This window comes from Nostoc sp. UIC 10607, from assembly GCF_047228265.1.
GTDB lineage: Bacteria > Cyanobacteriota > Cyanobacteriia > Cyanobacteriales > Nostocaceae > Nostoc > Nostoc foliaceum_A.
In genome coordinates this window covers 1-20,598 of the sequence record NZ_JBIQNW010000042.1, presented here as the reverse complement: position 1 = coordinate 20,598, position 20,598 = coordinate 1, and the positions used below count along the sequence as shown (strand labels likewise).

The 20,598-nt window shown below is 40.9% G+C and carries 9 protein-coding genes; 1 reads left to right on the top strand and 8 read right to left on the bottom strand.

The genetic code is table 11. The annotated features are described in order from the left end of the window. The 7 genes from ACEYW6_RS25895 to ACEYW6_RS25865 all read right to left on the bottom strand — a co-directional run. Positions 1–2,589, bottom strand: a 2,589-nt coding sequence (locus ACEYW6_RS25895) for a filamentous hemagglutinin N-terminal domain-containing protein (RefSeq protein WP_412982013.1), incomplete at its 3' end; no start/stop codon positions are given. 98 nt (positions 2,590–2,687) lie between these two features. Next, a complete protein-coding gene (locus ACEYW6_RS25890) occupies positions 2,688–5,432 on the bottom strand; it encodes a filamentous hemagglutinin N-terminal domain-containing protein (protein WP_412982012.1) in 2,745 nt (914 codons plus the stop codon). 165 nt (positions 5,433–5,597) lie between these two features. Continuing rightward, on the bottom strand, positions 5,598–9,179 hold the full coding sequence (locus tag ACEYW6_RS25885; protein WP_412982011.1) for a filamentous hemagglutinin N-terminal domain-containing protein: 3,582 nt from the start codon (positions 9,177–9,179) through the stop codon (positions 5,598–5,600). 342 nt (positions 9,180–9,521) lie between these two features. Further along, positions 9,522–11,339 carry a ShlB/FhaC/HecB family hemolysin secretion/activation protein gene (locus tag ACEYW6_RS25880; protein WP_412982010.1) on the bottom strand — a complete coding sequence of 606 codons (1,818 nt, stop codon included), beginning with the start codon at positions 11,337–11,339 and terminating at the stop codon, positions 9,522–9,524. Positions 11,340–12,014: 675 nt separating this feature from the next. Further along, positions 12,015–14,474, bottom strand: a complete 2,460-nt coding sequence (gene ppsA, locus ACEYW6_RS25875; protein WP_412982009.1) for a phosphoenolpyruvate synthase — start codon at positions 14,472–14,474, stop codon at positions 12,015–12,017. Between the two features lie 186 nt (positions 14,475–14,660). Next, positions 14,661–17,585 (bottom strand): PAS domain S-box protein, encoded by a 2,925-nt coding sequence (locus ACEYW6_RS25870; RefSeq protein WP_412982008.1) that lies wholly within the window; start codon positions 17,583–17,585, stop codon positions 14,661–14,663. Positions 17,586–17,741: 156 nt separating this feature from the next. After that, positions 17,742–17,879: a hypothetical protein gene (locus ACEYW6_RS25865; protein WP_412982007.1), complete on the bottom strand. Its 138-nt coding sequence runs from the start codon at positions 17,877–17,879 to the stop codon at positions 17,742–17,744. Between the two features lie 513 nt (positions 17,880–18,392). On the opposite strand from ACEYW6_RS25865, the gene ACEYW6_RS25860 reads away from it, so the two are divergent. After that, positions 18,393–18,788 carry a response regulator gene (locus ACEYW6_RS25860; protein ID WP_412982006.1) on the top strand — a complete coding sequence of 132 codons (396 nt, stop codon included), beginning with the start codon at positions 18,393–18,395 and terminating at the stop codon, positions 18,786–18,788. A 171-nt stretch (positions 18,789–18,959) separates the two neighbouring features. Here the strand turns inward: ACEYW6_RS25860 and ACEYW6_RS25855 are convergent, their stop codons facing one another. After that, a complete protein-coding gene (locus tag ACEYW6_RS25855; protein WP_412982005.1) occupies positions 18,960–20,060 on the bottom strand; it encodes an ATP-dependent 6-phosphofructokinase in 1,101 nt (366 codons plus the stop codon). Positions 20,061–20,598: the final 538 nt, after the last annotated feature.

The window sequence follows — 20,598 nt, the reverse complement described above, 5'->3', positions numbered from 1 at the left end:
GGAGAGCATCCCTGTTTTGATATTGATATCACCACCCTTACCAATTGCTCCCTCACCTAAAACACTGCGAATGCTACTGGGATATTGATTTTCATCATTAGTAACACCAGAAATTGTCAGCGCATCACGGACATCAATATTCACCTTGCCTGCATTGCCACGTCCCGCAGGTTGTCCATCTTGGGCTTGACGAACCTCAGTTTGAATTTGAGAACCATTGAGTAAAGATAGTGAGCCTGCTTGAATCTTCACCTCACCACCCTGTCCGACCGCTCCATTTTCCACATTGCTGAAAATATCACCACCATCAAGAGAGATAGAATCGTTGGCTTGCACAAATACTTTTCCTGCATCTCCGGTTCCAGAGGTACTGGTTTCCAACTTAGTACCTTCCGACAGAAACAAAGAACCTGTTGTAATATTAATGTCTCCACTCTGCCCTGTTGCTCCTGTACCCAATGAACTGAAAATAGCACTGGGATTTCGATTTACATCATTAGTGACACCAGAAATTGTCAGTGCATTACGGACATCAATACTCACCTTGCCTGCATTGCCACGACCAGCAGGTTGTCCATCTCGACCAGCAGGTTGTCCATCTTTAGCATCACGAACTAAAGTTTGAATTTGAGAGCCATTGAGTAAAGACAGTGAGCCTGCTTGAATCTTCACCTCACCACCCTGTCCGACTGCTCCATTTTCCACATTGTTGAAAATATCACCACCATCAAGAGAGATAGAATCCTTAGCTTGTACAAATATCTTTCCTGCATCTCCGGTTCCATAAGTGCTGGAACTCAGTTTTGCTTTATCCCTCATGCTCAGTAACCCAGCGTGAATCTCAATTTCACCAGCATTACTGACTCCCGTGTTTTTCACATCGCTGTAGATGGCAGTCTCACTACCTGTTAGTGAGACGGAATCTTTGGCTTGTACAAATATCTTTCCTGCATTTCCTTGTCCCCATGTACTAGAGCTTAGTTGTGAACCACCACTGAGGGCAACAGAATCTGAAACATTTACCTGAATATTGCCAGCATTAGAAAATCCCTGAGTTCCTGCTTGTCTAAAAGTATCAGTAAATAATTTAGCGCCATTAGTAAGAGACAGTGTACGTGCGTTGATTGTAATGTTGCCACCCTGTCCAGTCCCTACAAACTGGAATCCTGGTATTTCTAATTTGCCGGATACAGAAGTAGTTACCGCAGTTCCTATTCCATCAAAAGAGACGGTCGCATCCTTTGCCTCAATAACTATGTTTCCTGCATTCCCTGATCCGCCAGTAAATGCTCCCAGCTTTGAGCCACTGGTTACAGAAATGGAATCAGCTATATTAATTTGAATATTTCCAGAATTTCCTTGTCCCAGAGTCGAGGTCGCCAAAGTAGCACCATTAGTTACAGAGAGGGTATGCGCGTTGATTGTAATGTCACCACCCTGTCCAGTCCCCACCAGATTCAATATTGGTATTTCACCGTATGCAGTAGTGCTAGCTATCGTTTCCATCCCACTAAATGAAACAGTCGCATTCTTGGCTTGAATAACTATGTTTCCAGCATTCCCTGAACCGCCAGTGATAGCTCCCAACTTCGCGCCACTGGTTAGAGAGATAGAATCAGTTGCATTAATTTGAATATTTCCAGAATTTCCTTGTCCCCCAGTGGATGTAGATAAAAAAGCGTTAGAAGACATGGAGAGGGAACGCGCGTTAATAATCACATCTGCGCCATTCTCTTTCATATTTTGTCCAATTAAGCTGACCACGGTAGCACCATTAGTAAGCGATACATTGCCTCGCACTACACCATCAGGAAAACTCAAACTACCATCACTTTTCAACCCAACTGTTCCTGGTTTGACTAATCCTCCTAACTCAATTCGTCCTCCTGTTGCTGTCAGTTTTCCGCCTTCTAAGTTAACGTTACCGCCCACAAGTGATAAAGTTTTCCCTGAATCCACTTGAAGTCCCACATCATCAGCTACAGACCGATTAGTTATCCTCCCTGGATTTTCCCGAAACTGTAAGCCAATGGGAATGTTAACCGTCAGCATGGGTGGTGCTTGTGGGTTGCTGGTGCTAAACTCCAACCCACCATCAAACAATAAACTATTTGCTGTACTGGACAAGAATGAACCGCGCAAATCTAGACGCGCATCTGGCCCAAAGAAAACCCCGTTGGGATTCATAAAAAATAGATTGGCATTACCATTATCAGCAACACCAAGGGTTCCTAATATATCGGAACGTCTATCCCCTGTAACCCGACTAAAAATATTTTCAACTCCAGTCGGATTGGAAAAATAGGCTTTCCCTTCTTTACCAACATTAAATTCCCGAAAACTATGAAATAGGTTCGCCCCCCGACGCGCACCGCCATTAATTCGGTCAGTGTTGGCATTCGAGTTAACAATTGACTTTTCAGCACCGAGACTATTATCAGGAATGATCTGCCCGTTGGCAGTGCCGATAGAAGTAAGACACCCGAATGTGGCTAGGGGTAAGGTGATGAGAAAAAGCGATCGGCTGGTGTATGGTCTTTTAACTAGATTCTGCAATCTCTGAACTAGGTTAGACAGTTTAATATACATATTCTGCCTTCTTTATCAATATTTTCTAGAACTTAATAGGCTACAGATGCAAACCTGGAAATCTAGATGAAATCTGACTTTCTTAATTACGAATTAGTTCAAGGTACTGGACAAACATCTGAATTAAGGGGACGTTGCGAACCTGTGCCTGTGGGGTCGTATGCTGTGAGCATCACCTCACCATTCTTGTCGAATATCCATCCTTGTGCAGGCACAATTTTTTCCAAAGTTTGAGTTTGATTAACTACAGAAGAATCTAAATAAATTTTAGGTGTCTGCCGTTGTAGATTCCTTGATGGTACTGGCTCAATCAAATCAACCTGGACTGCATCCGTATTGAAAGTTTCAGTAGGTCCAGGTGGAATTCCTCCACGTCCCGTAATCACAAATTTACTGCCAAGACCCCGCGTACAAGGATTTTGGGAGATTAAAGCAGCCGGATCAATAACATTGACTGGTAACTCTACAATATTTTTGGCAGGATCAAAAGTGGGAAGCTTCAGAGTGATTTCACCATTGAGTGTGGGAGAAAGTTGAGAGATAGCTGTAATGTCACTTTTTGATGTAGGATACTTGCGAACTTCTAGCCCAAAAACCCTTTTTGCGGTGATGTTGATGGCTCCACCCTTACCTCCAGAGGAATCAGCAGTGATGTTGCTATCTTCATTAGGGATAGCAACTAGGAAGTCAGTGTTAATATTCATATTGCCACCTTTACCAGGGCCACCAGCAGTACCTGCGGTCGTGGAAATTTGACTGTTGCGACGCAGCAGAATCAAGTGTGGCACTTGCAGCGTGATATTTCCGGCATCTTCAGAAGCTGCCTTGGCATTGATGGCGGAATTGTTCAACAGGTGGACAGTATTGGAAGATATAAAGATGTTACCCCCTGTTCCTACGCCCAGATTGCGACTAGTTATAGATGCACCATCAATGCTCAAGCGTTCAGCTTCAATAGTTAAACTGCCTCCATTACCTTTGGGCGGTTTTACCGTTCGAGGATCTAGTTCCAGACCTGCAAATATGCCTGTGGAGAAGTAGTTATACTTGGGTGTCTCAAAAACATCTACAACAGAAGCACGAATGAGTATATTTCCTCCATCTCCTGTTCCAAAAGTAGCTACCTGCACTTTACTACCATCACTGATACTCAAGTGTCCAGTGTTGATGGTCAGATTACCGCCATGTCCTATACCGCCACGTCCAGTACCTTTGAGATCAACTTGTACAAACAAGCCACCAGGAAATCCTTTTTCATTGCCAGGTATCTCGCCATTCAGCTCTACAGAATCAGAAGCATGAACAGTTAAATTTCCTGGATTTCCTCTACCAAAGGTACTAGCGGATACTTGCGAATCTTGAACATTTAAATGCTTGGTGTAAATTGTCAAATTTCCTGCATCACCTTCACCAAAGGTATTTGATGACACTCGCCCATTATCTTTAACACTCAAGCTTTCAGTTTCAATAGTTAAATTACCTCCATCACTTTGACCATAGGTATCAGAAGTTACTCTTGCTCCATTCCGAACAATCAGCTTATTTGTTATAACCTTTAAATTTCCAGCTTTGCCCGTACTAGTGGCCGCAGTATACAAACCGCTTCTATACAAACTTGCTCCAATAATATCCACGTTTTCAGAAGCTTGCACAGCAAGATTTCCTCCGTTTCCTCTACCAAAAGAATAATTTTGTATATATGCACCATTGGTAGCAATTAACTTCCCTGTGTTAATCCTTATGTCTCCAGTTGAACCAGTACCTTGAGCTTCAATGGATAAGCTACTGGCATACTGACGATCTGCTGATTCTCCAATCAGTTCTACAGAATTTGAGGTGTTAACAATAAAATTCCCCCCTGACTTTGAACCTTGGGTAATAGACAAAATTGCTGAACCGCCACGTAATAAAAAATGTCCACCTTGTACTTGGATTTCGCCTCCACCCTCACCGCTTACATCTACTAAGGCTTTTTGAGACAGTTCTATATCTCCGAAATGTTGAACGCCGGAATATCCCAAGGCAAAACCAGAGTCATTTTGGTTAAGAGTGACCAAACTGGGTGAATCCACACTCCCTAGTTCTATTCGTCCTGACTCAGCTGTGAGACTACCACCCTCTAGGGCTATATCACCACCTACCAACGCCAGAGTTTTCCCAGACCGTATCTGGAGACCTAAACTATCAGGTCGAATAGTTGAGCCTGTATTTGCGTAACTGAGATGATGACCCGACCCTTGCACGAGAATTTTCCCGCGAAGCTCACCGAATTGTAAACCCACAGGAATACTTATGGTCAGCAGAGGTGTGGTTTCGAGAGCATTGACGCTGAATTTTGTGCCATCGGCAAAATTCAAGCTAGTGGCTGTGCTAGCTAGAAAAGAACTTTTAATATCTAATTTGGCATCCCGACCGAAAATAATCCCATGAGGATTAATAAAAAATAGGTTGCCATTACCAAGAACACCAAGAGTACCAAAAATATTGCTAGGATTTTTACCTGTAACCCGACTGAGAATGTTTTCGATTCCAGCAGGATTGGAAAAATAGGCTTTTCCTTCTTGACCAACATTAAATTCGCCAAAACTATGAAAAAGGTTTGCCCCCCGACGCGCACCGCCATTAATTAGATCAGTGTTGGCATTCGAGTTGACAACTGACTTTTCAGTACCGAGACTATTATCAGGAATTATCTGCCCTTTGGCGGTGTCTATAGAAGCAAGACACCCGAATGTGACTAGGGGAAAAGTGATGAGAAAGAGCGATCGCCATTTGCTGATTTTATGCGATCGTTTGGCTAAATTTTGTAATCTCTGAAATAGGTTAGACAGTTTGAAATTCATATTCTGCCTTCCTTGTCAATATTTTCTAGAGCTTAATAGACTAAAAAATCAAAATCAGGCTACAGAAGCAACTCTGGAAATTTAGATAAAATCTGACAAATCTTAATTACGTAGCTTACTTACCGCAGGGTATTACGAATTACCAATTACGAATTACGAATTGCTTCAAGGCACTGGGCAAGAATCTGGACTGAGAGAACGTTGAGAACCTGTACCTGTAGGGTCATAAGCTGTAAGTGTTACCTCACCGTTTTTATCGAATATCCATCCTTGAGCAGGCACAATTGGTTTAGAAACTGAAGATTTAGTTTTCTCCTCTGTGCCTCTGCGCCTCTGCTCCCCTACTCCCCTGCTTTCCCCAAGCGCAGGTTCGACTAAATCGACTTGCACAGCGTCACTGCTAGTTGCTTGATTAGGGCTAGATGGTAAGCCACCGCGTCCAGTGATGATAAATTTGCTGCCTACACCTCGTTGACAGGGATTTTGGGCAATTTGTTCAGTGGAATCAACGGCATTCTTTGGCAATTTAACTAACCCATGACTGGGGTCAACATTTGGGAGGTTGAGTTTGACTTCACCACTGAATTCTGGCCCCAGTTCAGAAGAGGCAGTGATATCACTCTCTAATGTTGGTTGCTTCCGAAACTTGATGCCAAATATACCTTGAGCACTGATGCTTACTCTTCCCCCAAAACTTTCTTCAGCATCAGCACTAATATTACTGTCTTCTGTTGGAACAGCAACTAAGTTTTCAGTCTTAATGGTGATATTGCCACCAGTTGCAGAGCCTTTGGCGTTGGTAGCGATGTTGCTGTTGCGGCGCAAGATTAAATCGCGGGAGTCTAGAGTAATATTACCTTGTCCACCTCGTGTATTAGCACTGATGGATGCCTTATTGTCTAGCCAGATGTCTTGATCAGTTGTGATTTTTATATTGCCTGCTTGGAAGTTATTCTTATCGCTATCAGTACTTATTTGAGAGCCATTATTTAAAGACAGGGAATTGATTTTGAGCTTAATGTTGCCTGCATTTCCTTGCCCCTTTGTACTGGAAGATATTTGAGCTTTATCACTCATCAAAAGTGACCCGATCTTCTCGGTACCAATATCTATATTGCCACCATTGCCATTGCCCCCCTCTTCGACAGTGCTGAAGATACCACTGTCGAAGCGATCATTACCCACTCCCACAATTTGGATATCATCAACTTTGAGTTTGACATCTCCGGCTTTAGTCTTGCCATCAGGGACTTTGCCTCCATCAGCACCACCACGGATAAAGGTATTCAGTTGTCCCCCATTGGTCAACGATAGTGACCTAGCAGTAATATTGATATCTCCGCCTTGGCCTTTACCTCCTGCTTCTACGGTACTGAAGACAGCACTGGTGGAGTCATTATGCACACCATCAAAAGATACAGTATCTTTGGCTTGAATCGTCACACTGCCTGCATCCCCCGTTCCAGCCGTACTGGCAGATATTTGAGCGCCGTCCCTGACTGACAGCGACCCAATCTTTATATAAATATCAATTTTGCCACCATTACCTGTAGCTTTAGTTTCCACTTTGCTGAAGATGCCACTGCGGGTATTATTACCCACTCCCACAATCTGAACACCATTGTCAACGTTTAGTGTTACATTTCCGGCATTACCATGAGTGACTTCACCCTCAGGCTTACGGATAAAGGTATTCAGTTGTCCTCCATTGGTTAACGAGAGTGACCTAGCAGTAATATTGATGTTTCCACCATTGCCCACGCCTCCGGCTTCTACAGTACTGAAAGCAGCGCTGGGATAGCCTTGGTTATCTACACCATCAAAAGATACGGTATCTTTGGCTGTAATCGTCATATTGCCTGCATCCCCCGTTCCAGCAGTACTGGCAGATATTTGAGCGCCATCTCTTACTGTGAGGGAACCAATATCCATCTTAATACTGCCACTATTACCTGTAGCGCCCGATCCGACACTGGTGAAGATGCCACTAGGAAGACGTTTATTACTTACCTCTGCCACCCCTATAATCTCAACTGCATCGTCAACTTTGAGCTTGATATTTCCGGCATTAATATTGTCATTTGGGGTTGTGCTTTTTGCTTCACGGATAAACGTGTTGAATTGTCCTCCATTTTTTAAAGAGAGTGACTTTGTAGTGATGCTAATATGTCCACTTTTGCCCTCGCCTCCTGCTTGTACATTACTGAAGACTGCGCTGGGATCGCCTTGTTTATCTACACCATCAAAAGATACGGTATCAGTAGCATTAATTATTACACTACCTGCATAACCCTTTCCAGTAGTACTGGCAGATATTCGAGCACCATCCTTCACATCCAGTGATTTTATGAGTAGCTCTATTTTGCCGCCCCTTCCAGTTGCACCGCTCTTCACATCGCTTAAGATTATGCCATTCCTTAAAGAGACATTTGCGTTAGAAGCATCAATACTAATATTGCCTGCTTTTCCAGATCCAGAGGTATTAGCTTGCAAGTTAGAGCCATCATTGATAACTATAGAATCAGTAGCTTTAAGTTGAATATCTCCAGCATTCCCTTGTCCGGTCGTTGAAGTATCTATTTGGGCACTGTTGGATAAGGATAGCGATCGTGCCCTAATACTTACCTCTGCTCTATTTCCTCCAACATTAGGTTTAGCATTAGGTTTAAGAGAAGCAATATGATAACGGTGTCCCCAAGAATAGTGTCCCCGATGACCAAGCCGATGACCAATATTTCCTTTTCCACCAGGAGTGCTTGGCCAACCTGGTTCTTTAACTCTAAAATTTTTTGGGCTAAATGCTATTGACCCTTGAATTGTCACTTGATCTGTAGCATCAATTTCAATCTTGCCTGCTTGCTCACTAAAGGTTTCCAGTTCTTGTTCTACCCCAGCCCAAAGCGAACTTCCTCCTACAAGCTCCAGGTTTTGAGCTTTAATATTAATATTGCCTCCCTTCTCAGCAATTACATTAACGAACGCACTATTCATTAGTGATACATCGCTTCGTGTCACACCATCAGGAAAACTCAAGCCACCATCACTGTTAAAACCAACTATTCCTTTCCCTGCTAAACCCCCTAAATTGACTTGTCCTCCGGCTGCGGTCAATCTTCCCCGATCTAAACTAATGTCCCCACCTACAAGAGATAAACTTTTCCCTGGACTCACCTGAAGTCCCACGCCATCGGTTACAGACTGATTAGTGATACTCACTGGATTCTCTCGAAATCGCAAACCAATGGGAATATTAATCGCCAACATGGGTGGTGCTTGCGGGTTGGTAGTGCTAAATTCCAACTCACTATCAAACAATAAACTGTTTGCTGTACTAGCCAAGAATGAACCGCGCATATCTAGACGCGCATCTGGCCCAAATAAAATCCCATTAGGATTGATGAAAAATAGATTGGCGTTGCCGTCTTCAACACCAAGCGTTCCGAATATATTGGAAGGTTTTCCCCCTGTAACCCGACTGAGAATGTTGTCAATTCCAGCCGGATTGGAAAAATAGGCTTTTCCTTCTTGACCAACATTAAATTCCTGAAAACTATGAAAAAGGTTCGCCCCCCGACGCGCACCGCCATCAATTAGATCGGTGTTGTCATTCGAGTTGACAACTGACTTTTCAGTACCGAGACTATTATCAGGAATTATCTGCCCTGTGGCGGTGTCCATAGAAGCAAGACACCCTAAGGTAGCTAAAGGTAAGCTGATGAGAAAGAGCGATCGCCTCAGTCCTTGCATACTCTCCAACCTCTGGAATATTAGTTAGGAAGGCGATGGTAAATTTCAACTATTTCACAGAAGGTTGATTAATGCTGAGATTGAAAGTTTAGTTGTCTAATAAAAACATCCAATCAGTCAGATATTCACTGCCAATGAGAATTGTTCCCCACAACTCAAATAATCAAGATTGAACACTTACGCATCGTACATCTGTACAGTAAGTAATATCTATATCTCCTCCATCATTCTTTAGTCTCATCCCACTTCTGTTTCTTTTGATAGAGATTAATCTCCAAATCTTGTTTTTCCTTACCTTACTAACGTCTCTCAACAAGGTTTTTTGTGATTAAAATAACTTGATTAAAACGACTTAATATTGACAGAAAAAGACAGTCCATTTTCTTGTAATGAATTGTTACTTCCTTCAACATCAATCAATGGTAATCCCCAGTCAAGGCGCATATTTAACCAGTCTGACATTTGCCACTGCAAGCCTAATCCTGTTGATAGCAAGGTATTAGAATTTAGCTCAGAGTTTGCGGAACTATTCCAACCAATGCCAAAGTCAACAAATGGAGTCAGGTGTAAAATTCCCTGGACTTCCGGTACTCGTAAAATTGGTAATTGCATCTCAGCAGATAAGAAAGCGCCGTTGTCAGTTAGTAGTAAATCTTGGCGATAACCCCGGACACTCCCTAAGCCTCCGATCGCAAATTGTTCTAAAGGTACAAGTTGGTGTGTTGTCAATTGTAAATCTGAGCGCAGCACTAACAATGTCTCTGGAGCCAGAAGTCTGACATACTGTCCTTGTCCCCGCCAATAAAAAAAACGACTGTCTGGCGGCTCATCATTAATTGTGGCGTTAAACGCACCTATCCCTAGATTGAATTGTGAACGTAAGGCAAATACTTCTGTGGAATTGCGACTCGTCCATTCTTGAAAAAATCGCAATGCAGAAATGCGAGTTCTGCCATTATCATCAGCACCTGGGGAAATGGGAAAGTCTAATCCCAACAGAGATGTTTTGCTTTGTTGTTGCGAAAAAGTCAAACCTAGAGCAAATTCTTGTCTGGGGGTTTGCAATAAAGGCTGACGTAGGGTTAGTTCAAAAGATTCAGAATTACCCAGGATATCGAGGCGGTCAAAAGGTGGTTCAACTACCTGAGTGTTGCTTGCACCATATGTTAATTGCACTGTACCATTGTGAGGATTAATGGGGACTGTGTAGCTAATATCGTATGAATTACTACCATCAGTATTACTGTAAGTCGCTCTGAGTTTATCCCCGAAACCGAGTAAATTTCCTTCACTCAATCGCAATCCCCGGCGAATGCTACCTACACTGGGGGCGCGACCATTATCAACAAAAAATTCTCCCTCTAAAGAATGAGCCTCCTTGACGGTCACTTTCAGGAGGCTTAACTCTGGACTTGTCCCCGCAGATAGTTCAGCGGAAATATTTTGAATTAGAGGGTCGAGTTGTAATAATTGTATGGCTTGCAGCAAGCGATCGCGATTTAAAGGTTTGCGGGCTGCGATCGCTAACCGGCTTTTAATATATCCTGGGTTCAAGCGACTTGTGCCTGTCACCTGAATGTCTTCTAAGCCGCCTTCCACAATTTGAACTTTGACAACAGCTTGGTCTTTGGTAAAACGTTGCTGGGCTGGAATTACTGCACCAGAATTTATATAACCAGCGTCGGTATACAATCGACTGATAATTGCTTCTACTTGTAGTAATTCTGTAAAAGTAATTGGCTTGCCTAGAAATTGCCCAGTTGCTTTAGCTAATTCTTCATTACTAAAAGCAGTATTGCCGATAAATTCCAACCGCTCAATTACAATCTTCTCTGGAATTTCGGGGGGAGTTTGAGGCGTAGGTGAACTGGGAGATGGTGTTTGCAATAAATTTTCGTTTGGCAATGGTGCTGGTATTTTTGGTGGTTCAGGGATTGTCGGTCTAACTGGTGATGGTATTTGAGTTAATACAAAATTGTTTTCGTTTGTAGAAATTGGTGGTGTGGTCAAGTAATGGGGTGATGAAGTGTTTTTTGCCTGTACGTTTATTGCTTGCCAAGTTTTTGTTGGACTAGCAACAGATATACTACTGCTGCCAACGCTCACAGTGGTGAATATAATAAATAACCGAACTTTCTGTAAGATTTTTTTCAACAGCATAAGCCAGTTTTTTAAGATAGGGTTGTAGGTAGGAATTAAGTTATGTCTAAAACTTAACCTTATCGTCGATATCTCTCTAAATATTTGATTATCTAAAAGTGCTTGCACTTAGTTTAAAAAGCTTGAGTAAGATTTATTTACTACTTATAAAGAAGAAAGCTAAATAGGCGAAGCAATGACGAAATAGAAGCTGAGTACACCCGTAGAGGCACGGCAGTGCCGTGCCTCTACACCTCGTGATGTAATGTTGTACCCCATCTGAATGGGAACCGCTATATAAACGTAACTAATCAAGGAAAGTTACAACAATATTTGGCACAGTCATATTCAATCGAGTGTACTTTAACAAATAAGCTAAGTTATCGGCAAAAATGAGATGATTTACTGCAACTATATCAAGTTACAGTGTACAGAGAGGAATCTTAAATAAAGCTCTACCAATTGCCCAATCTATTGATGACAATCTTTAGATTCAAATAAATTCCATAAAACAGGATATTTTCTTAAGATTATAAAAATGTGGCGAAATTTCATCCACCTTGAGGAGGACAGGATTATTATTCCCCTTTTGATTACGAGCAAGTGAGAATAAACAGAAACAAACTTGAAACAGTAAGCAATTAGGATAATTACGCCACAAAAAAGAGCAATCAAAAAATTAGACTCATGAGATAACTATGATTCAATTATCTGACTGTAACTACCTTCTTCCGTATTTGCTATTTCTAAAAGAGTTTTTATTACGGAGTCAGGGTTAAGACTGATAGAATCAATACCTTGCTGAACCAGAAATTTAGCAAATTCTGGATAGTCACTGGGCGCTTGTCCACAAATCCCTATTTTGCGTCCGTGCTTTTTAACTGTCGCTATGGCTTTGGCAATCATCCGCTTCACAGCTTCATTGCGTTCATCAAATAAATGCGCTACTAATTCCGAATCTCTATCTACCCCTAATGTCAATTGTGTCAGGTCATTTGAGCCAATTGAGAATCCATCAAAGATTTCACAAAACTCATCGGCCAATTGCACATTACTCGGTAACTCGCACATCACATAGACTTGCAAGCTGTTTTCTCCCTGCACCAAACCATGCTTTGCCATCTCTGATAGCACGCGCTGACCTTCTTCGGGAGTGCGACAAAATGGCACCATTAGAATTACATTAGTTAAACCCATGCGATCGCGCACATTTTTCATCGCTAGACATTCTAAAGCGAAGCCTTCACGGTAGCGTTCATCGTAGTAGCGAGAAGCACCACGCCACCCCAGCATCGGGTTTTCTTCTTGGGGTTCAAACTGCTGGCCACCCAAAAGGTTAGCATATTCGTTAGTCTTGAAGTCTGACAGGCGCACAATCACAGGTTTAGGATAAAAAGCAGCTGCGATCGTGCCAATACCTTGAGCTAGTTTATCGATAAAGTACGCGGCTTTATCTTCGTATTGGGCAGTTAATTCGGCAATCTTGGTAGCCAACTGATCTTCTAATTCATGAAAGTGAATTAATGCTAGTGGATGTGTCTTAATATGATTAGCAATAATAAATTCCATTCGCGCTAATCCTACTCCATCATTAGGGATAGCAGCATAACTCAATGCTTCTTCTGGATTGCCCACATTCATCATAATTTTGGTACGAGTCTGGGGCAAATTTTCCAATGCTAATTCTTTGACTTGATATGGCAATAAACCTTGGTAAACCTTCCCAGTTTCACCTTCTGCACAAGAAACGGTAATTTCTTGTCCTGTTTTCAATACGGCGGTGGCATTACCACAACCAACTATTGCCGGAATACCTATTTCTCTAGCAATAATTGCATTATGGCAAGTACGTCCACCTTGGTTAGTGATAATTGCACTAGCGCGTTTCATAATTGGTTCCCAGTCGGGATCAGTGCGATTTGTGACTAGCACTTCTCCAGGTTGAAACTGGTTAATTTGATGCACATCCAGAATCACTCTGGCTTTACCTTGGCCAATCATCTCACCCACACTCCGCCCTGTACTCAACACTTCACCTTTTTGTTGTAATTGATAAGTGCGGAGAACATTTTTTGATTTCTGAGACTGTACTGTTTCGGGACGCGCCTGCACAATAAAAAGTTCATTGGTAATCCCATCTTTTGCCCACTCAATATCCATTGGTGTGTAGACACCACGGACTTGTGAGTAATGTTCTTCAATGAGGCAGCAAGCTTGGGCTAATTGTAAAATTTCTTCATCACTAAGGGCATATTTTAGGCGATCGCACGGCGCAACAGAAATATTTTTAGTCAATTTCGATCCACCAGTATCGTAGACCATCTTGATTTCTTTTGTACCCAAGCGTTTTTCTAAAATTGGACGATATCCCTGCTTTAGGGTAGGTTTAAATACTAAATACTCATCAGGATTGACTGCTCCCTGTACTACATTTTCTCCCAAACCATAAGCGGCAGTAATTAGTGCTACATCATGAAAACCTGTCTCAGTATCAATTGAGAACATCACCCCAGATGTTGCCAAATCAGAACGCACCATTTTTTGTACACCTACCGAGAGGGCTATACTAAAGTGGTCAAACCCTTTGAGTTCACGGTAGGAAATAGCACGGTCAGTATAGATTGAGGCAAAGCACTTGTGACAAGCTTCTAGTACACCTTGCAAGCCGTGGACATTCAGGTAGGTTTCTTGCTGTCCGGCAAAGCTAGCATCAGGTAAATCTTCTGCTGTGGCACTAGAACGGACTGCGACATCGGTATTAATGCCATATTGTTCTTCAAGGTCTTGATAAGCTTGGGTAATTGCTTGTTGTAATTCTAGTGGAAATGGAGTTTGCAGCATTAAAGCTCGTACTTGCTTTCCAATAGAATGGAGATTGTTCACATCTTCTACATTTAAATCTGCAAACAATCGCCGCAATTTAGCTTCCAAACCTGCTGAAGAGATAAAGTGGCGATAAGCGTAAGCTGTAGTAGCAAAACCTGTGGGAATCTTGATGCCTTTAGGTACAAGCTGCTGAATCATTTCTCCCAAAGAAGCATTCTTGCCACCTACTAAAGGTATATCTGCAATTCCAACTTTGTTTAAAGGTAATACCAAGGCTTTGTCTTGGGGAAATTGATGAGTAGTTTGTTGATTAATTAGTGCTTCTGGCATGGAAAATTTCCTTTTATCAAGCTAATCAGGAGGGTTATATTCGTCTCATACTTATAGTTATAAAAAGATTATTTGAGGAACTTGTGAAGGTGTAGCTAATTCGTAATTCGTAATACTCACCTCCGGCAATATGCAAGCTACGTAATTTAGAAAATTTTATTTCATTTGGGGTTTTAGCGTTTTATCTTATAAAGGTAATTTTAAGTAAAAAATACTACCTGATCCTATTTTACTTTCAACCCAGATTTGCCCGTTATGTTGCTCTACGATATTGCGACAAATAGCTAGACCTAAACCTGTTCCACCTTGTTTGCGAGAATCGGAAGCATCCACTTGATGAAATCGCTCAAAAATAGATTCTAATTTGTTAGGAGGAATTCCTCTACCTTCGTCTCGTACCTTAAACAACACATTCGAAGTTTGACCATTTTTTGCTTTGATTTCTTCTACTGATATTAATACAGTAGATCCTTTAGGTGAAAACTTAATCGCATTACTCAGCAGATTTGTTAGTACCTGAATAATTCGATCCTTGTCAACTGCTAATTCAATACCTTGAGGTAACACAGAGAAATTAATTCCAGCATTGTTAGCCATTAATTGCATTAATTCTGTAGCTTCTATTAATAAGTCAGCAGCATTAACTTGTTGCTTATTTAAAGTAATTTTCCCAGATTGTAATCTTTCTAAATCTAAAATATCATTTACTAGTCTGACTAAGCGTTCAGAACTGTCTGACACAATTTGAATGATGCGCTTACCCTGTTCAGAATCAAGTTTTACCAAACCAGTTTTCAATAAGCTTAAACCTCCTTGAATTGAAGTCATGGGGGTACGTAATTCATGACTAACAACTGAGATGAACTCACTCTTAATTTTTTCTAATGCATAGCGTTGAGTTACATCTTCACCAATGCTCATAGTACCTACTCTTGTGCCTTGTGAATCTTGTAGTAGCGTATTGTTCCAGGCAATAACGCGTTCTTCTCTAGATTTAGTAATAATTTGGTTCTGGTAGTGAGAATGTAATTCTTGCTCTAACGTTTCTACAAAAACCTTTTGTATATTATCTTGCTGATACTGTGGGATAAAATTGGCAATCCACTCTTTACCTAAAATTTCTTTCTGGGTATACCCACTCAATTCTAAAAAGAAAGGATTAACATATTCAACTTTACCTGTATTATCCAGTCCGATAACTAACAACTGCACATTTTCTAATAAGCTGCGCCAACGGCGTTCTGCTTCACGTAGTTGAGCTTTTATTTTTATCTGTTGGTTAATCGTTAATGTCAAAATATTGATGAATCTATGCAAGTGTGCATTTGCTTGAGATAATTCAGCAGTGCGCTTGGCAACTCTTATTTCTAACTCTGCCTTTGATTGTTGTAAAATTGCTTCTACTTCCTTGCGTTGGGTTATATCCAAACAAGTACCAAGCATTCGTATTGCTGTACCTTCGTCGTCATAGATACATTTTCCTTTAGCCGCAATCCAGTGAATGCTACCGTCAGTCCAAATTACTCTGTATTCTACATAATATTCAGATTTATTGTCTTTGGCATCCATTACTTTTCGATTCACTGCTTTTCTATCCTCAGGGTGGAGGCAGGCGAGAAAAGCTTCATATTTACCTAAAAACGTACCCGGAGTTAGACCAAATAATTGCTCTTGACGACTTGACCATTTGAGATAGTTAGTCAAAAGATTCCAATCCCAAGTTCCCATCTGAGAAGCTTCTAAAGCTAATCTTAAATGTTCTTCACTTTCTTGCAAAGCAATCTCAGTCTGTTTTTCTTTAGTTATTTCTTTTAAGAAAACTGATACGCCTTCCAAAGAAGGATAAATGCAATTTTTAAACCACCGGTCGCTCGATGGATAATATTCTTCTAGCTGAATAAACTTTTGCTCAGTAAAAGCTTGTAAATAAGCTTCATAAGAATGCTGACGAAACTCTTCGGTACATTCTTGCCAAATATTTTTACCAATTAAATCCTTTGGCTCTCTGCCAAAAATTTTTGCTGCTTTTTGATTAACGTATGTATAGCACCAATTAGCATCGATAGCTATAAAAGCATCACTAATACTCTCTAATATATTAAATAAACGATTTTTGCTTGCTTCCGCTTCTGCACAAGCAGCTTGTTCGCGGATTATCATCTGTGCTATTTTTTCTTCCGTCTGTTTGCGCTCTGTAATATTCGTCAGTGTCACTACAGCACCAATAATTTGCTTGTCTAAATTTAATAATGGCGTAGCACTCAACAATAAATTAAATTCGCTACCATCTTCGCGGTTCAAGAATACTTCTACACCTTGAAAACATTGACCTTGCAGCAAGCTAGATAGTGAAAATACTTCTTGTTTTTGCTGGCAATTTGCTAATTTATCAATAAACAAACACTCTTCTATTTTTTGATAGTTGCTACAATAGTTACATTGTAGTGGAAACGACAAATCAAATTTTTGAAATAATGGATTCTTACCACACAGTTGCTGTGCTGCTTGATTGGAGCGAATAATTTGCCAGTTTTGGTCACATACAATGATTGCTTCGGCTGCTTGTTCCAGAATAGAATTTGCTAGTCTTTCAGCCGCCACAATTTCTGCATTACGTTTTTGCTCGGTTAAGTCGGTTACTACTATGCAAGTAACTACTACATCGTCAATTTGCAATGCCTTAAAAGACAAATAAACAGGTATCTGAGTTTCATCCTCAGCAATTAAGTAAACCTCACCTCGACAAAATTCCTGTTTTGCTTGTTGAAATAATGCTTGAAATACCTGTTGTTCTTGTGGCGCTATGTAATCCTCAAAGTTAGAGCCGATTAATTTTTCTAGTGGCTTTTTGAGCATTACCGCTAAAGCATGATTACAGTAAAGAATTGTTCCATGATTATTTATAGTCACAGCGCCTTCATGCATCTGCTGCAAAAAAGCACGGTAAGGATAATCAGCATCTTGCAAAGTGAAAATTCGTTCTTCTTGAGCGCTAGATAGAACTAAAGCATCTACCTCACCCATTCTGATAGCTCTAAAAGTCTCTTCTAATACTTGTATCCGATTACGTAGAGCTATATTTTCTAGTTCAAGTTCTTGATGTGTTTTCACTGCAATTATCCTAAACAAATTCCTAATTCGTAATAGCCTGCGGCAAGCTGCTTCTCTACGAGAGGCTTGTCTGCGACACGCTCCGCGAACGCCAACGCGTCTACGTAATACTCTCCTCCGGTAAAAGCAGGCTAAGTAATTAATTTTATGATGCACTCAATTAATTAGACCTTTTGCACCAATATTCAACAACTTATTCGCTGCGATCGCATCAATTTCGTAGCCTAATCTAATAAATAATGCTTCTAGGTCATATTCGCCTGTTTCTTCAATCTGAGGGACTAGTATTTCCAAGAAAAACTAACTCTAAAAACTTTCTAATTTATATTTGCTTATACTAATTTTATAGAAAGTTTGTGAGGATTTTGTGAAGAAGTTTAATCCTTTATCACAACCAATAGATTATGTAAAATAGTGGCAATTGAAAATAGTTATCATCTTCACCAAGCTATATTGTTAATTTTGATACAATTGTAGTTCTACCCAAAAATTCTGTAATAAATATCTAACATAATGCCTAAATCAATTCATTTTCAGTGAAAAATCCTCATCTTGATTAATCTCCTGCTCCTAATTAGCAAATTGGCAGGAATATTGAGTTGTGAGATATTTTTTTGCATGTTATATTGTATTTTTTAAACTTTTGTCTACTCACAAAATCTTCACAATTATTGGTTAATATCTTGTTGTCAGGGTGTTAATAAAATTTTTCTGTCATCTTACTTGAAGTCACAATCAAAATAAAGTTGGTTAATAAATACTAGGGTTTTGATTGATAAATCTGTAGCTCAAGGAGGAGTATTGAATATGACAAAGCGATTATTAGTTATAGATGATGAAGATAGTGTGCGGGAAATTGTTCAAATCTCGTTAGAGTCAGTGGCTGGCTGGGATATACTAACAGCATCTTCAGGTAGAGAGGGAATAGAAATTGCAGAATCTGAGCATCCTGATGCCATTTTACTAGATGTAATGATGCCTGAGATGGATGGGCCAACTACTTTTAAGCAACTACAGGCAACTGTTGCAACCTGTGACATTCCTACTATTATGCTGACGGCTAAAGCTCAACCTGATGAAAAACAGCAGTTGAGGGATCTAGGAGTGGCAGGAGTAATTACTAAGCCTTGTCTACCCCTAGATTTAGTTGATGACATCTGTAAGATTCTTAATTGGAATCAAGTTGCCAATCTATTAAACTAAACTACATTTAGAAAATTATCAAAATGTAGACTACAGTTTTGAAGAAAGTAAAAACTGGAAATTAGTCCATGTATACTCTATGTAAATTATTCCATTAACTTTGAGATGGCTATTTATATGGATGTAAAACCCTTGCTAATTTCAGTGTCAGACAATTTTGAACTTGATTTTTTACAAAGTGACATTAAATTGTGTTTTGACAATCGCTGGAGTAATGTTGCCAATATAAGTACTGAGCGATCGCGCCGTTTGCACTAAGAAATTATTGGGATCTACAAGACATGGACTACAAGCCAAGACTGCCTCTAAAGGAACTGCTACAACTTGTCCATTTTGCCAAGCTACCATCTGTGCAGATTGCCCATCAGCTAATAAATCCACAGCAGCTTTACCAAAAGCGGTTGCTATCAAACGGTCTAAAGCTGAAGGAATACCACCTCGTTGGATGTGTCCCAAAACGGAAACCCGAATATCAATTTGATCGTTACTGCAACGGCGAATTTCATCAGCAATATATTGACCCATGCCACAGGATGGCTTTTCACAGGATGGATGGCTAGATGAATCAGCTGCTATTTGAGCGCCTTCCGCCACGACTACAATTGCAAATCTGCGTCCCCAGCGATCGCGTAATTCTGCCAAATGTTCGCACACACCTTTAATTGTGTAGGGAATTTCAGGAATCAAAATCACATCTGCACCGCCTGCAATGCCAGATTGTAGTGCTAAGTGACCTGCTTTCCGTCCCATGACTTCGACAATCATCACGCGATCGTGACTAGCAGCTGTAAATGTCAAACGATTTAGGGCATCTACAATCGTGTTGACCGCAGTATCAAACCCAACTACTCTTTCTGTTTTGCCTACATCATTATCAATTGTTTTTGGAATGGCAATGAACTGCCAATTTCCTTTGCTTTGTAGTTGGTTGAGAATTGCTAAACTGCCATCTCCACCAATACCAATTAAGGCATCTAGTTCTAAAGCATGATAACCAGCAACAATCTCGTCAACATGAGCTAGAGTATCCCCTTTGTTGATGCTACCCAGAATCGTGCCTCCCATATTCAACAAGGGGTCAATACCACGTAGGTCTAGACCATGTATGCTCAGAGGAATCGCTTTTCTCTCTAAAAGCCCTCTAGTCGCATAAGGAATACCCACTACCTGCCAGTCATATGTAAGAGTGGCGTGGTTTACAACTGCCCGAATTACAGCATTGAGTCCAGGACAGTCGCCACCACTAGTAAGAATACCAAGTCGTTTTTGCATGGTCATCACACCTCAACAACAAAGGAAGGAGGCAGAGGAGAGGAGGCATAACTAATACTGTCCTCTGCCTCACTTTTAAACCCTGTTTCGGCTATATGTTGAGATTAAGCCAAAAATCTGAGGAAGTTGTGAGGCTCTAACTTAGGTATTATGCTGCTAGCAGTAATAAACTCCACCCTGCTTGTGTGACAAAAATTACTGAGAGTACGGCAATCCAAACAAATAGCGATCAAATTCAAATGATATTAGGGAACTCCAAAAAATAAATTATCCTAATTTCTGGACTCAATACGACTGTTCCTCTCCCCTGCCCTCAATGCGATGGGATATTTTTTTAGTTGGAAGTCCCTTAGAGGCGTTGCGTTAAGCTCATCCCACCCCTAAAAAGGGATGGGATAACACGTGCATACTGATGACGGTTAACAGTCATCAGTCAACAGTTAACGGCGGCGGGGCGGCTACCCCCTGACAAGTGTAGGTTTTTTACAGTTAGGAGGAGTTATAACAGTAAAATTCATCAACAGGGGTACGAGGAAAA

Coding starts and splice junctions, on each gene's coding strand:
- ACEYW6_RS25890 (WP_412982012.1), bottom strand. CDS start 5,432: ATGAATTTCAAACTGTCTAACCTATTTCAGAGATTACAAAATTTAGCC.
- ACEYW6_RS25885 (WP_412982011.1), bottom strand. CDS start 9,179: ATGCAAGGACTGAGGCGATCGCTCTTTCTCATCAGCTTACCTTTAGCT.
- ACEYW6_RS25880 (WP_412982010.1), bottom strand. CDS start 11,339: ATGCTGTTGAAAAAAATCTTACAGAAAGTTCGGTTATTTATTATATTC.
- ppsA (WP_412982009.1), bottom strand. CDS start 14,474: ATGCCAGAAGCACTAATTAATCAACAAACTACTCATCAATTTCCCCAA.
- ACEYW6_RS25860 (WP_412982006.1), top strand. CDS start 18,393: ATGACAAAGCGATTATTAGTTATAGATGATGAAGATAGTGTGCGGGAA.
- ACEYW6_RS25855 (WP_412982005.1), bottom strand. CDS start 20,060: ATGCAAAAACGACTTGGTATTCTTACTAGTGGTGGCGACTGTCCTGGA.